Below are 12,468 nucleotides of genomic sequence, written 5' to 3'. Positions count from 1 at the left end.
CCATCGCCAGCGAGGCGGCCTTCATGCCCTTGTTCCAGAGTTCGCGGCTCATTTTCAGGCGCTTGCAATGCTCGTCCGTCCAGGTCGTGCCGAAGCTCACGCCAAAGCCGGGTCCGTTGGCACTGCCGCTGCTGCTGCCCATGCAGGTGTCGTTGCTGGTCGTGAGGTTGGGACCGTTCACGCTGGGAACGTTCTTCATGGTGTAGGTGCCCGTGTACTCCACGATGTTCTTGGAAGTCCCGGACACCGTGTTGTTGAGGTTCTGGGTTGTCGTTCCGTTCGTTGTAATGTTCTGGTCGGAAGTCGAGGTGGACCTGCTCTCCATTGTGGACACCGACCGACTCTCCGCAGGAGCCGCAACCGGATTGACAATGGTGACCGATTGATTCTGCTGTGCCCCCACGGATGAGGAGCTGGAGGAGCTTTGCGCGCTGCTGTCGGCACTTTGCGCATAGCTGCACAAAGGAACGCAAAGACTTAACAGAGCTATTGAGAGTTTCATGCTTGGCTCCTACGTTGCCCGAGCCCGGCCAGGCAGCCAGGCCCGGGACAAACACGACTATCTTGGGACTTCTGCTTTAGTTGGCATTGGCGGTAGAGCCTGCACCAGCAGTACCGGAAGTGCCGCCACCGTTGGAGAGGTAGCCGGCATTACCCCATGCCCCGGCGTTCTGGTGGACGGTACCCACAGAGCCAGCGTTCGATGTCGTATTGGTCAGCGCGCCCCAGGGTGAGGAAACGGCTCCCGATGTGGCGTTGTAGCCAGAGGTGGTGCCCGCGTTGTTGTTGATATAAGCCAGGCCACCGCCAGGGCCGGCGCCAGTTGCAGCGACATTCGCCGTCTGCGAAGAAGCTCCACCGAAGGCTGTGCCGCTCACCGGGCCGGCGCTGTAGCCAGCTGCAGCGCCCGAGCCTGCATTGGCATTGGTTGCAGCCACACCGCCTGCAACACCGTTGCCGGTGGTTGCGGAAAGGCTCTTGACGTTGCCGAAGGTCGTTGCGCTACCACCGACAGCTGCCCCACCGATGCCAAAACTGCCTGCGCCGATAGCGCCGCCGGCAGCGTTCGCATTCGAGGTTGCACCGGAGGTGGCGCTATTCATGCTCAGCGCACTTCCGTTGCCCGAGCTGGCTGCGCCCGACAGCGTTGCAGACGATGCACTTGACGTCGTGTTAGTTGCAGCAATGCTGGAGCTGCTCACGGCAGCAGATGCAACACCAGCCAACGCAATAACCGCCATGGCAATCAGAGACTTTTTCATGATCGTTCCTTTGAATAGCGAGTTCTCAGACAACTGAGAGTGTGTGAGCGAAAGACCAGTGCTCGGTATTAAGCAAAGGCCAGTGTTAACCGCCATCATGTTTTGGAGTTTTAAGTTACTTTCCAAAACACGCTTTCGGTTGGAAGCAGTTTCAGAAAACGATGTGCAAACGGTAATACCCTTTTTTAAGGTATTTTTCAAGGAAGATTTTCATTTGAAAGAAATGAATAATTCCATGTGACGATTGAAATCGCTGCTATTAAAAATATAGTATTTGGCGGAAAATTCTTACAGTGTTAAAAAAAGTAATCTTTATTTCATTTTTATATTATCTCTTGTGTTTCAAAATCAAAGGGTTTCTATCTAATTTCTATCGACGGCTTGGAATTAATACCCACTTATGAAGTGAAAAATTGTAAGAAAATAAACTTAATTTTTCTTTATGGGATTTCAATGGATTTTTGCGGGATGAGATTTTATTTTTCTGGAAATTTTTTAACTTTCCTTTACACCAGATAGGGTGTCACATGTACCTCTCTGACTCATCCAAGGGGCCACGCTTTGATGCAGGCGGCACCGAAGTCACGTCCTCTATCCTGGGGCATATGTGGCCATCTGACATGAAGGGTCAGAAGAGCCAGCCCGTGCGGGTTTTTCTGGTCGACGAGGACAGCCACATCCGGAATGTGATCTCGCAGGAGCTCATGCGTGATCCTCGGACCATCCTGGTAGGGCAAGCTTCCAGCTACCGGGAGGCACGCAAGAGCATCTTTGCGCAGGAGTTCGATGTGCTCCTCATTGATCTCTCTCTCAGCGAAGGACAGGGGGCTGATTTACTGGATTGGGTTCAATTGAGAATGCCCGGTGTGTTGAGTATTGCAATATCTTCCAGTGAAAAAGATGATGTCGCCATGGACGCTTTCAAAAAAGGTGTCTTGGGATATTTGCTGAAAAACTCATGGTTTGGGAGTTATTCGCAGGCCGTGCTGGAAGTGGCCAATGGCGGGGCATCCATATCTCCGATTGTTGCGAAGAAAATACTGCCTAAGATATTTCAAACCTCCATTCCTGAAGAAAATCCTCTTGAATATAAGAACTACGAGCCATTGACTGAAAGAGAAAAAGAGGTTTTGCGATTGATAGCTCAAGGAAAAAGAACACACGAGATTGGGTCCTACTTGAAAATAAGCACTTTGACGGTATCGACGCATGTGAAAAATATTTACCGAAAAATGCAGGTCAGAACCCGGGCGCAGGCTGTCAGATATGCGGTATTGAAAGGTATCATTTAGATATTTTTGAACGCAGGGACTTTGAAATTAATGAAATCGAATTTTTCTTACAGGAATAATTGGAAGATAAATCGGTCTTTGAATATTGAGCTTGATATTTTTGATAGTGCAATGCCGGGGCGCCAACTGTCAGTCGCTTTGTCTGAAGGTTTTTCAATCTTTTCGCCCGGTGCAGGCCACACAATCAATGTCCGCATTGCCGTGATTCAGCAGTTCTCCCGCTTCATCAGGTTCCTTGGTACGACTGGCTGGGAAGCAGCATCTATCGTGCACAGACTGGGCGGGGGGCCTTCCTGGCTCTTCGCTGCCGATGACTTCGGCGTCGCGTCATCTTCTGAACTGGCAGAAATCATGCGCAGGCTCGCGGATCGGATGTCGTGCAGCAGATAGGCGCAGAGCCTGTCGCACACACAGAGCAAGACAGGCGCCGTGTGGTTCCAATCGAGATGCTGGGCAGTGACCAGTCCCGGCTGCTGCCTTGGCTTGCGCTCGTTAACTTGCTGGCGGTGCTGGCGCGAGGTTTGGCGAATTGGCCTCGAATTGCGCCATGAGCTTGCAGTCTTTTTCACGAACGGCCAATCAATCAACCGCGATCGTCGCAGGGAAAAAGGAGCCAAGCCGGTAAAAATAAAAAGCCGCTAAGTCCTTGAGACTTATCGGCTTTTAGTATGTGGTGCCCCGGGGCCGGAATTGAACCGGCACACCTTGCGGCGGGGGATTTTGAGTCCCGTGAAGAATTGAGGATTCATGCGGCCTGCGGGCCGATGTCTTCCGGGTTTTTTTTGCGCACTTCTTTATAGGCAGAGAAGGCAAAACCGTAACACTTTTTTGCCTACTGGTTTCAGCCTCCGGACGCCGCCGTAATGGCGTTCTGTCAGGCGCTCGTCGCTGTGCTGCAGCAGTTTGGATGCCTCTTCCAGGCTGCCCGCTTTCTGGGCGGCGCGCTTGCGCATGTCCCTCAGGTAGAGTTGCTTGATTGCCTCGGCCAGCTCAGCCTCGCCACGCTCGCTGGCCTTCTCTACGGCCACGCCTCGGGCCTTGTCCCAGCCATAGCGAAGCGCCTGGGGTGACACTGGCTGACCATCTGCCGTGGAGAGCAGCATCAGGTGATCAGCCGAAAGGGCTTTGCGTCTGCGCACCAGGTCGGGCAGCACTGCCGACAGGTTCAAGTCCCACTCGGCCTCTTTGCCGGTCTTGCTGGCCTCCAGTGTGAGCAGGTTTCCGCGAGGCATCAGAACCGTGATGCAGTCAGTGAGGCGCATGCCCGTGCCGGATCCGAGGTCCATGCAGTCCTTGATGTGCTGGGCTGCCTCGGCGCAGATCGTCGCAAACACATCGTCCCGAACCTTGATCTTTCGCGCCTTTTCCTTGTTCTTCCACTTGCTGCGCTCCATGCCGGCCGCTGGCCATGGCAGCGAGGTGAGGCCTTCGCTGCGCGCCCAGTTCCAGATGACCGAAAGCAGGGCCATCTCCCGATTGCCCTGGGTCTTTGCCGTGCGCTTTGTCAGGTAGCCCTTGATCACCGGCAGGCTCACCTGGTCCCAGGTGGCCTCGGCAAAGACTGGGCGCCTCATCCTGAGGTTCTTTCTTGGCATATCCTTTTTGGGTCTCTTCGCTTTTGTATGTCGGCAGCACCTTTGATTCCCAGCGGGAGAAAGCCTTCTCCAGCGTGCCGGTGATGCGCGCGCTATGGGGGGCGTTCTCAGTGACTTCTTTCCATTGGACGATTGCTTTATCGACGTCGGTAGCAAGGGGAATTTCCCCGTTTCCTTCTGTCGATGCGTCATAGAAGTAATACACCACGACCTTGCCGCTTTTACGGCGGCGCGTCCTGGTGCGCAGTCGTGGATAGGCTCCAGTCATCTGACAGCTCCTAAGCTAATCCCGCGCGAAGGCGTGAAAACCACTCCAGTCAGCCACGCCCTGGCATGAGCGCGAGAGACAAGAATACGTCTGCCAAGGTTGTTCAGTGAGGGCGCGAATTACATCGCGCGCAACGGGTGGGCATACAGCGTTGCCGATCATGTGGATGGCTTGGTGCGTCTGCGGGGGCAACTGGTAGTCTTTCGGGAACCCCATTGCCGCGCAGCTTTCGGGGACCGTCAGCATGCGCATGCGGCTGCCGTCAATCAGAGCCCAACGCGCCTTTGTTGTGACCGTGCCGATTGGGCGGTGCAGGCTACGACCGGTGGTCCCAGGGCCGTTGCCGTAGTAGCGTGCCGGAAAGCGGTCACCGTGGGCGGCGCGGCCGGCAGCAACGCGTGCCAGGGTTGCGCAAGAGCGGCGAGGCTTGTCGATCGGGCTCCAGCTCCCCGAGTCAAAGTCCAGGAAGGCGCTGGAGGGTATGTGCATGCGCTTCGGCAGGTCCAGCACCAGCGGTGCGCGGCTTTTGGTGGCAATGATGAACATGCGCACGCGGTGCTGTGGCACACCGTGATCCGCTGCATCCACGAGGCGTGGTGACAGCGAGTAGCCCAGTTTCTGCATTGCCAGCTCCCAAGCCGGAAACAGCATCCACTGCAGGAACTCGGGCACGTTCTCGATCACGATGCCTTGCGGCCTGAGGCATTCGGCGGCGCTGACAACCGCCCAGGCGATGCTGCGGCTTGCATCGTGTTGCGGGTCCCTTTGCCTTTCCGCGTGCCTTGCTGTGCCCCTGGCAGCAGGGCGCAGCCAGCATTATTTCGGCGGCGGGGACTTCGCTGTAGTCGGCCTGGTGCAAATCCTGGCAGAGGTGGTCTGCGGCTGGATGGTTTACCGCGTGGTACTTCACTGCAAGCTGCCAGTGGTTGGCCGCCCAGACTACTTCCACGCCAGCCATGGCCGCACCGGTGCTGAATCCGCCGGCGCCGGCGAAAAGGTCAATTGCTCGCATAGGGCTCCAGAAAGCAAAGAGCCGGCCCAGTGGCGGGCTGTGATTGGTGGATAGGTGGTGACTGGTCGCCCGGGCCAGTGTCGGCTGGAGCGAGAGTGAGTTGCGAGCCGTTGATAGACTGGGCATCCCCGCAGTCAGCAGGACGATCTGGGGTATAGCAATAGCTCCATCAGGTCTGCCTTGGCGGCCACGGTCACCAGTCCAGCTGCCGCGAGTGCGCGCACAAAGCCGAACCCGTGCTGGCGAGCGTTCTCCAGTTGTGTGGCCGATTCCGGCTTTCTGTCATAGGCTGTGCGAACCCTGTCAACGATGATTGTCCAATCAGCGTGAAGGTTGTTTGGCAGCAGTTCGTAGCGATATGTCTGCGCGGGTTGTGAAGCATTGCTCGCCATGTCCGCTCCTCCGTGACTCTGTCTACAGCTTACGCTTGCTCCTTCCTGGCACGATGTCATTCCGAATGGGCAATGCCCGAGGTGCTGCGTTGCTGCTCGTGAGTTTCTCTAACCGCAGTAGGATTGACCTCGCTTTTTGGAGGATGGCTTATGGAGCGCACAATTCAGGGTTTGCAGGTGTTTTCATCGGCATCGAAGAGCGGACTCGATTCGATGTATGCGGCCAGGGTTGGGGTATGTGCTCACGGTGGAGAGACGCACTACTTTCAGGTGGGGTCGGCTGAGACGGAGTTGCACGCTGAGCAGCTCGCTGCGGAATACATATTGCTGATTAAAGAGCTGCCAAGCGATTGGTTAGATCAGTGTCTTGAGTCGCCAAATCCCGAGTAAGGCAGCTGTTGGCCTTAAAGCCAACGGCAGCGGGCTGGGGTGTTGTTTGCTCGAGCTGGATCTCAAGCGCTTGCTGAACAGCGGGCGGTGCAGTCACGCGCTGCTGGCAGGCTGAGTTGAGCCAAAGCACTTCTGTTTTGACCGCTGTTCCTCGACCAGCAGATATGCGGCTGCCGGTGGTGTGGACTTGCCAGCCACCCAGTTCGCGCTCGTAGAGGTCGGAGGGATAGTTGCTCAGAACGACCATACCCTGCAGGTTCTTCAGCACGTCCAGCAGCTCCATGTGCTGTTCGTCTGTCATTTCGTGTCGATAGCAGCCCTGTACGACATTGCGCAGTGAGCGTGTGCCGAACACATAAGGCGGATCTACGAAGTGCAGCGTATCGGGCGTGTCGTGCTGTTGCATGACCTCGATCGCAGGCCTGTTCTCGATCAGGGCGCCTTGCAGGCGCTCGATGACGGCAGATAGCTGGCCAGGATAGCGGCTCCAGAGGTGGCCGTGTCTATGCGCAAGCCCGTGACTCCCTTGGTTGCGCCAGCTGACCCGAAGCCCATGCCAGCACCTACCGCTGTGCGCCTTGCTCGCTCGACAGGCTGAGCGCAGTCCTCATAGGACAGGTCGAACTCAGCTCACGCATACGGTGTGAGGTGCAGCGACTGGATCAGCTGTTCGGCCTGGTCTGGATCGCGCAGCACGCGGAAGAAGTTCGCAATGTCCTCGTCCAGGTCGTTATAGACCTCGGCGTAAGCGCTGGCTTTTGGAGAAGCCCGCCAGCCGCTCCACCGAATGGCTCGACATAGACCCGATGGTCTGGAAAAAACTGCATCACCCAGGGCGCCTGCCTGAACTTGGCGCCGTGGTAGCGAAGGGCAGGAGATAGCACGGACATAGGGCTCCAGAAAGCAAAAAGCCCGCTCTGTGGCGGGCTAGAAGTTGTGTAAGGGTGGTAGAGGCGCTTGATGCAGATGCTTTTGCACTAGGGGCAAAGTGGTTGGCAACGGATCTTTTGGCATCGGTAGGTCCGTTGCAGTACCTTACGGGAAAGGTTTGCTGGCAGGTTTGACCTGCTCCTTCTCAACGAGTCAGCTCTTCTGGGCTGGCCAGCCGGATTCGCAAGGCAGTGGGTTCACTGCAAGGAGGCCGTGATGGAAACGATAGAACAGATGGCTGACAGACACATCCGTGAATCCGAAGCTAGCTTGGACCATATCGACCTGCTTATGAAGCGTGCACAGAAAGCGAGCGCAAACGCGTCTGATCAGGCGCAGATAGAGCGATTGATAGAGCAGGCGACTGAGCAGCGGGAGAAGCTGGATCTGCATCTTGCGGCTCTTAAAGAGGCCAGGCAGCAGTCCGATCTAGCAAGGCTTGTGGAAGAGGGAAAGAGCTTCAGGGACAGGCTTGAAAGAATAAAGATGGGCATTGAGCGCTTGCTCTTGTCACTAATTTAGGCTTCTCAGCCCCGCTCCAGTAAAGAAGCCCGCTCGATGGCGGGCCTCTTTAGATTGGAGATATTTGCTATTTTATTTATCGTAAATTTCCATGAGATGAGAATAGAAAGAAGGCTTTTTCAGAAAGCCCCATACCTGTAAGCAAAGTAGCCTGCAGCAACCATGCCAAAGATTGCAAGTGTCAGCATGATTCCTGCAATAGTGCTTCCTGGTTGAAAGCCGGCCAGCTTGTTGGCTTCAGTTTTTTGGGATGCGCTCGTTTCCGGCTCTTCTGCTTTTGGCCACGGGAAAAACATGCACTTCAGGTTTGCCCAGAGGCCGTGAACTTTGCGTTGAGAAAGTTCATGCATAAAAACTCCTTATGTCATTCGATCTGGATATACATCCCAACCATGCTCTGCCTCCAGCTGCATAGCATTGGAGGGTTGCGCTGACCTTGCGTCCGGATTGTCGATGTCCACATCGCTATTTTTCATAGGCACATTCGGCGACCGCACATGATCATCGTGAGAAATCGAGTGACTGATGATTTCTGGTTGCAGCGCCTGCGGCGCTGGAGCAATTGCTAGATCTTCACGTTGCATTGAATCTCCGGTCCTGTCAGTTGAGCAATCCTCAAGGATTCGCCTTGCTTTAGTGGAAAAGAAAGCAGTTCCGAAAGGGGACTAGGCTTGAGCAAGCACCAGAGGCAGAAGCTCACTTAGATGGTCAATTGACTGCGCCACGTCTTGCCCATCTTTGATCTGGCTCGATTTCGGACATGCTTGAAATTTGGAGATTTCGAGCCGTCCAATCGATTTGAGAGCTATAGGTTTCGGATCTATGCAGGCAGGTTATTTGACCAATCGCCTTGTTCCTACGGTACGCGCATTTCATGGAAAAAACCGGTTTAGCGCAAACACTTACATGGGAATTTTGACGATTGATACGTTTGCATCTATGGCATGTAGAGCTGGTAATAGGCAGGACTACCCGTACGCTCAAGCGACTAGCTTCTTGATTTCTTGGCGCTGCACCTCAAGCCAGCCGGTCTTAATGGCTATCTCCTTGCATTGCTGGGCAGCAGCTTGAAGGGTCCAGGGCTTGCTTCGCAGTGCGGTGCGCTTGGCTGTGCGCAGCCACGCAGTTTCATCAAAGGGCTCTGGCGGCCTGCCGCCAGCCTTCTGTGCCATCTGGCAGAGCCGCTCGTGCGCCTGCTTTGCTTCTTCCTGCATTCCGGGCTTGATGCCCGAGACGCGCCAGCCCTTGTGCACGGACACCGAATCCGCCTTGGCTGCCAGGCGGCGCTGGCGCTCGAGCTCCATTCCTCGAGCTCGGATGGCAGCCAAGCGGGAATCGGTGATGGGGTCGCCGTTGTGATTCACGAAAGTCAGACTCATGGGGGCCTCCAAAGAAAAAAGCCCGCGGTATGGCGGGCAGGGGATTGAAGAGTGAATGGCTAGAACGGGCTTTCGCCTGGAGATGTGTCGGCTGGTGCGGCATTCGGGCCGGTCGTGCTGGCGCTGTTGGCCAGCGAGGCGGGCAGATCGCCCATGCCGGTGCGACCTTCGCCGCCCAGGGCTTCGATCAGGTCGGGAAGCAGGCGGGAGAGCTCGCCGGTGGCTATGGCTACATCGGTATCAAAGCCGCTGTCGTCCTTGCTGTTGCCGTCCATGACCGCATCCAGCAGCGTGATGTTCTTGATCTGCAGGCCTTCGGTCAGCACAAAGCTCACCCGGTCGTCCCAGGTCATGGCCAGCTTGTCCTTGAGTTCGCGGCGCTCTTTCTTGCCTGGCTTGCGGCCCTCGGTCTTTTCGATGTGCTCGGCCTTCTCGTTAACCTTGCGATTGAGCACGCTGGCCGGCAGCACCTTGGCCTCGGTCATGAAGCGCACCACCCGCTGCTCGACCAGCGGGCCGTGCTGCTCGCCGCGCGGCAGCACCCGGCCCACGGAGCGCTCCTGTGTGGCGCCGCACTCCTAGAAAATTGTCTTTTGCAGCGCATCCTCCAGCACCTGCAGATCGCTTTGCCAGCTCTCAGCAATGCGGTAAATGATCATGCTCTTGAACATCAGGACTCATGAAATAGAAAAAGCCCGCTGATTGGCGGGCTCTGATGTGGAGAGATTGGAGGCCGTTAGTGGCCGCAAGGAAGTGGTTGACCCTGCTCTTCTTTGAAGTCTTCAGGAAGAGGCGCGCCGCAGCTTCCGCAACGCTTGTCGGTGGTGTGATTTGTCATGCTTGTGATACTCATAAAAAAGCCCGCGCAATGGCGGGCAAAGGCAATTCTGCGGAAGCACTCTAAATCTTGCTGCGGCCTCGGTAGTCGAGGTCGGTGGCGGAGTAGTTTTCTCGTGTGCGCCAATTCATTTGAACTGGGCCGGTATGCTCTGGTGGATAGGTGATGCGCTCTTTTTCCCTGCTGAGCTCCCATCGCTTGGCCTCCACGACATGGTGAACGGTGGATTTTTTCGTTTTGATCATTGCGAGGCTCTCTGTAGCTATCCGGACGTCAGCCCCACAGTACATGGTTAATCCGTAGTGGTCTACCACTATATTTTTTGAAGGTCTTGATGTAAGGAGCGTCAAGCAGGAAGTGCCGAAGATTTCCAACCAAAGGTCTTTCGGTTCACCTATACTGGTTTCACTCGCTGTTAAGGTCGTTCGCCCCAACAGCGCCTGTCTGACACCAATGCCGCCCCTTGGCCGCAGGTAGCCGCTCTTCTAGCAAAGCACGCGGTGGTCGCACCCCTCTAGGCGAACCCCACCAGATCCTGAACATCCTCGCGGATCTGCGTTGCCCCTGTACTTAGCAAGGGCCTTCCCTATCTCATTTGACGGTCTGCGTAATCGTGCGTGCGATCGTCCGCTTTCATGCTGCACAAAAACACTACAGAGCAGATTGGCCGCTACGTGGTCACACCTCTCACCCAGACTGACGCAAGCGGTCAATTCACTGCTGCTGTCTCTATTCGTCGTGGTACTTATGACCGAATCTTTCGGTTCATCCCGCATTTTTCCGATGAGTCGCTTGCCTCTAAATATGCTTTGGCAGAAGGCCGGAGCATGGTGCTTGGTCACCAGTTGAATTGAGCTGCATCAGTTTTCATCCCTCAGTAGAAGCTTTGGCTACTGACTAATCTTCACCAAAGCACTCTCGTGGTTCTCTTGGGAATCATCTTTCGCTCCGAAAAAACGCAGCGAAATTCACTTAGAAGGTACCCTATGCAAAGCAATCTCTACGTATCGAATCTTGGCTATGGCGTCGATCGTGAAACGCTGAAATCTCATTTCTCTAGCTGCGGTGATGTCCTGTCCTCCGAAGTCATAACTGACCGTAATACAGGCCAATCGCGCGGCTTCGGCTTTGTTGAAATGGGAACGGCTGCCCAGGCAAAAACAGCGATCGATTCCCTGAATGATCAGTCATTGGGTGGTCGAGTGATCTCTGTATCTCTAGCCAACACACGCAAGTAATTTTTTACTCGGCGTAAAAAAGCCCGCATCTGTAAAGGTGTGGGCTTTTGCATTTCCAGATTCTCGAGCTCAATGCTCTTCTCTGACGCACTTCACAATATTTTCGCTGACCCAAATAGCTTTCATTCCAAGACACTGGCAGCCAGGCGGATTGCCATAGTGCTTTCTCCTGTTACAGGCTGAAGAATGCACCATGACTTCCTGGGGCCGTACATCTTGGTCAATGGTGCAAATTGATGGACTGTGCGTCTATGGGTGTAGTTGTCAGGGCTTGGACAGGAACTTGGGCCAAGCGCACAAACCTAGCGAGGCCGACCGCTGACACTGAGTGATAGTGACTTTGATAGCCATCTTCGAAATGCTGGCAGAACGCCACCCCTCCGGAGTGCAGACTGCTAGACCAGTACCAAGCAAGATCAAAGGATTCAGATCCTCCGTCAAGGAAATCTGGTGCGATGGTTTGAGCTGGGAAGGAGTCAGAGTAGTGCTTTCCCTCGGGAAGACTATTGTGATTCACACCATCAAAATAGTTCGCATAGTTCCGATTTGGAGATGGCTTTAGCATGCGATAACCCAGCTCCAATACGTCACGTGCTGGTATCAGCCAATCGTTATAGCCATTGATGTTTGCTGCAAGTGCAGCTTTAGCGAGCGGGCTTCCTGCAGCTGCTAAAGCGATAGTATTGCTGCTGCTGTCAGCGGGATCAAATGCATTCGCTTTTTCAACGTCAATTTTTTCTTTGATTTGGGTGGATTTTGGAGCCCAAACGATCGCATAAATGGTTGAGTTAATATTTATTAATCCGCCATAGAATCCACCTTCAAATGGTTTCCCATATTCAGTATCTATGGTAGATAAGAATTGAGGGATGCGCATGATTTATCTCGGTTGAATCAAATTCAGTTTTGCATGTTATTTTACTGCGAGCTATTTTGATTTTTTATTATTAGGATACTCCATTGCTTGTATTTAAATAAAAAATAATACGAAATATTACTTATATTTAATTTTCAGCGTGAAAAATACATTTTGAAGATGGTTGTTAAGATTTTTAAGTACTGATTTTTTGAGTTTATATAATTTTAAGTTTGAATATTTTTTGGATTTCCCTCAAGTAGAAAATTTATGCCTGCTAATGTCTGTGGTAGTGCTCTAGATAATTGAATATATCATTTGACAATGAGCTATTGTGGTTCAAAATGTATTGAAAATATGGAAGGTCAAGGCACCATGCAAGACGTTCTATCGAATCACCGAGAAAATATCTCAATCCTCGCGGCCTGGGCCATGTATAGCCGAGGCTTGGAAGCAGAGTTCTCTCACGGCGTCCTCGAACAGTTGTCTCTCCT

17 protein-coding genes and 2 pseudogenes are annotated in these 12,468 nt (G+C 54.1%); 6 read left to right on the top strand and 13 right to left on the bottom strand.

The window, feature by feature from the left end:
* A partial coding sequence (locus FSY59_RS27500; RefSeq protein ID WP_187427991.1) for a hypothetical protein occupies positions 1–502 on the bottom strand: 502 nt, incomplete at its 3' end.
* Positions 503–578: 76 nt separating this feature from the next.
* Positions 579–1,202, bottom strand: coding sequence for a hypothetical protein (locus tag FSY59_RS26225; RefSeq protein ID WP_232536044.1), 624 nt, complete (start codon positions 1,200–1,202; stop codon positions 579–581).
* On the opposite strand from FSY59_RS26225, the gene FSY59_RS27850 reads away from it, so the two are divergent.
* From FSY59_RS27850 to FSY59_RS26210, 3 genes are all read left to right on the top strand, one after another.
* The gene (locus FSY59_RS27850; protein ID WP_232536043.1) at positions 1,120–1,299 is read left to right on the top strand and encodes a hypothetical protein; all 180 of its coding nucleotides are present in this window, start codon (positions 1,120–1,122) and stop codon (positions 1,297–1,299) included. The two genes, FSY59_RS26225 and FSY59_RS27850, sit on opposite strands and share 83 nt — an antisense overlap.
* A gap of 490 nt (positions 1,300–1,789) precedes the next feature.
* Entirely contained in the window at positions 1,790–2,554 is a 765-nt protein-coding gene (locus FSY59_RS26215) for a response regulator transcription factor (protein WP_080731651.1), read from the top strand.
* Positions 2,555–2,584: 30 nt separating this feature from the next.
* Positions 2,585–2,944 (top strand): hypothetical protein, encoded by a 360-nt coding sequence (locus FSY59_RS26210; RefSeq protein ID WP_148729968.1) that lies wholly within the window; start codon positions 2,585–2,587, stop codon positions 2,942–2,944.
* A 404-nt stretch (positions 2,945–3,348) separates the two neighbouring features.
* On the opposite strand, the gene FSY59_RS26205 is transcribed toward FSY59_RS26210, so the two are convergent.
* The 5 genes and pseudogenes from FSY59_RS26205 to FSY59_RS27840 all read right to left on the bottom strand — a co-directional run bounded on the left by FSY59_RS26205 (position 3,349) and on the right by FSY59_RS27840 (position 6,617).
* The gene (locus FSY59_RS26205; protein WP_148729967.1) at positions 3,349–4,128 is read right to left on the bottom strand and encodes an integrase; all 780 of its coding nucleotides are present in this window, start codon (positions 4,126–4,128) and stop codon (positions 3,349–3,351) included.
* Positions 4,129–4,432: 304 nt separating this feature from the next.
* Positions 4,433–5,152: a DNA cytosine methyltransferase gene (locus tag FSY59_RS27580; RefSeq protein ID WP_255439780.1), complete on the bottom strand. Its 720-nt coding sequence runs from the start codon at positions 5,150–5,152 to the stop codon at positions 4,433–4,435.
* Between the two features lie 97 nt (positions 5,153–5,249).
* Positions 5,250–5,375, bottom strand: a pseudogene (locus FSY59_RS27845) (DNA cytosine methyltransferase); the annotation flags it as partial.
* A gap of 188 nt (positions 5,376–5,563) precedes the next feature.
* The gene (locus tag FSY59_RS26190) at positions 5,564–5,821 is read right to left on the bottom strand and encodes a hypothetical protein (RefSeq protein ID WP_003052732.1); all 258 of its coding nucleotides are present in this window, start codon (positions 5,819–5,821) and stop codon (positions 5,564–5,566) included.
* A 331-nt stretch (positions 5,822–6,152) separates the two neighbouring features.
* Complete coding sequence (locus FSY59_RS27840) at positions 6,153–6,617, bottom strand: hypothetical protein (RefSeq protein WP_255439776.1); 465 nt, start codon at positions 6,615–6,617, stop codon at positions 6,153–6,155.
* Positions 6,618–7,357: 740 nt separating this feature from the next.
* Here FSY59_RS27840 and FSY59_RS26175 point away from each other — a divergent pair.
* Positions 7,358–7,663 (top strand): hypothetical protein, encoded by a 306-nt coding sequence (locus FSY59_RS26175; protein ID WP_148729964.1) that lies wholly within the window; start codon positions 7,358–7,360, stop codon positions 7,661–7,663.
* Between the two features lie 119 nt (positions 7,664–7,782).
* Here the strand turns inward: FSY59_RS26175 and FSY59_RS26170 are convergent, their stop codons facing one another.
* The 5 genes and pseudogenes from FSY59_RS26170 to FSY59_RS26150 form a co-directional block, all read right to left on the bottom strand.
* The gene (locus FSY59_RS26170; RefSeq protein ID WP_003052745.1) at positions 7,783–8,013 is read right to left on the bottom strand and encodes a hypothetical protein; all 231 of its coding nucleotides are present in this window, start codon (positions 8,011–8,013) and stop codon (positions 7,783–7,785) included.
* A gap of 9 nt (positions 8,014–8,022) precedes the next feature.
* Positions 8,023–8,247 carry a hypothetical protein gene (locus tag FSY59_RS26165; protein WP_141567890.1) on the bottom strand — a complete coding sequence of 75 codons (225 nt, stop codon included), beginning with the start codon at positions 8,245–8,247 and terminating at the stop codon, positions 8,023–8,025.
* Positions 8,248–8,643: 396 nt separating this feature from the next.
* Positions 8,644–9,042, bottom strand: coding sequence for a hypothetical protein (locus FSY59_RS26160; protein ID WP_148729963.1), 399 nt, complete (start codon positions 9,040–9,042; stop codon positions 8,644–8,646).
* A gap of 59 nt (positions 9,043–9,101) precedes the next feature.
* Positions 9,102–9,713 (bottom strand): annotated as a pseudogene (locus FSY59_RS26155) (recombination-associated protein RdgC).
* A gap of 229 nt (positions 9,714–9,942) precedes the next feature.
* Complete coding sequence (locus tag FSY59_RS26150; RefSeq protein ID WP_003052769.1) at positions 9,943–10,125, bottom strand: hypothetical protein; 183 nt, start codon at positions 10,123–10,125, stop codon at positions 9,943–9,945.
* A gap of 390 nt (positions 10,126–10,515) precedes the next feature.
* Here FSY59_RS26150 and FSY59_RS26145 point away from each other — a divergent pair, with 390 nt between their 5' ends.
* Positions 10,516–10,734: a hypothetical protein gene (locus FSY59_RS26145; protein WP_080554076.1), complete on the top strand. Its 219-nt coding sequence runs from the start codon at positions 10,516–10,518 to the stop codon at positions 10,732–10,734.
* Between the two features lie 132 nt (positions 10,735–10,866).
* On the top strand, positions 10,867–11,118 hold the full coding sequence (locus FSY59_RS26140; RefSeq protein WP_003052774.1) for an RNA-binding protein: 252 nt from the start codon (positions 10,867–10,869) through the stop codon (positions 11,116–11,118).
* A 220-nt stretch (positions 11,119–11,338) separates the two neighbouring features.
* Here the strand turns inward: FSY59_RS26140 and FSY59_RS26135 are convergent, their stop codons facing one another.
* Positions 11,339–11,995, bottom strand: a complete 657-nt coding sequence (locus tag FSY59_RS26135; RefSeq protein ID WP_003052777.1) for a hypothetical protein — start codon at positions 11,993–11,995, stop codon at positions 11,339–11,341.
* Between the last annotated feature and the right edge of the window lie 473 nt (positions 11,996–12,468).

The organism is Comamonas sp. Z3, from assembly GCF_008121565.1.
GTDB classification, from domain to species: domain Bacteria; phylum Pseudomonadota; class Gammaproteobacteria; order Burkholderiales; family Burkholderiaceae_C; genus Comamonas; species Comamonas brasiliensis.
This window is presented reverse-complemented; position numbering and strand designations above follow the sequence as displayed.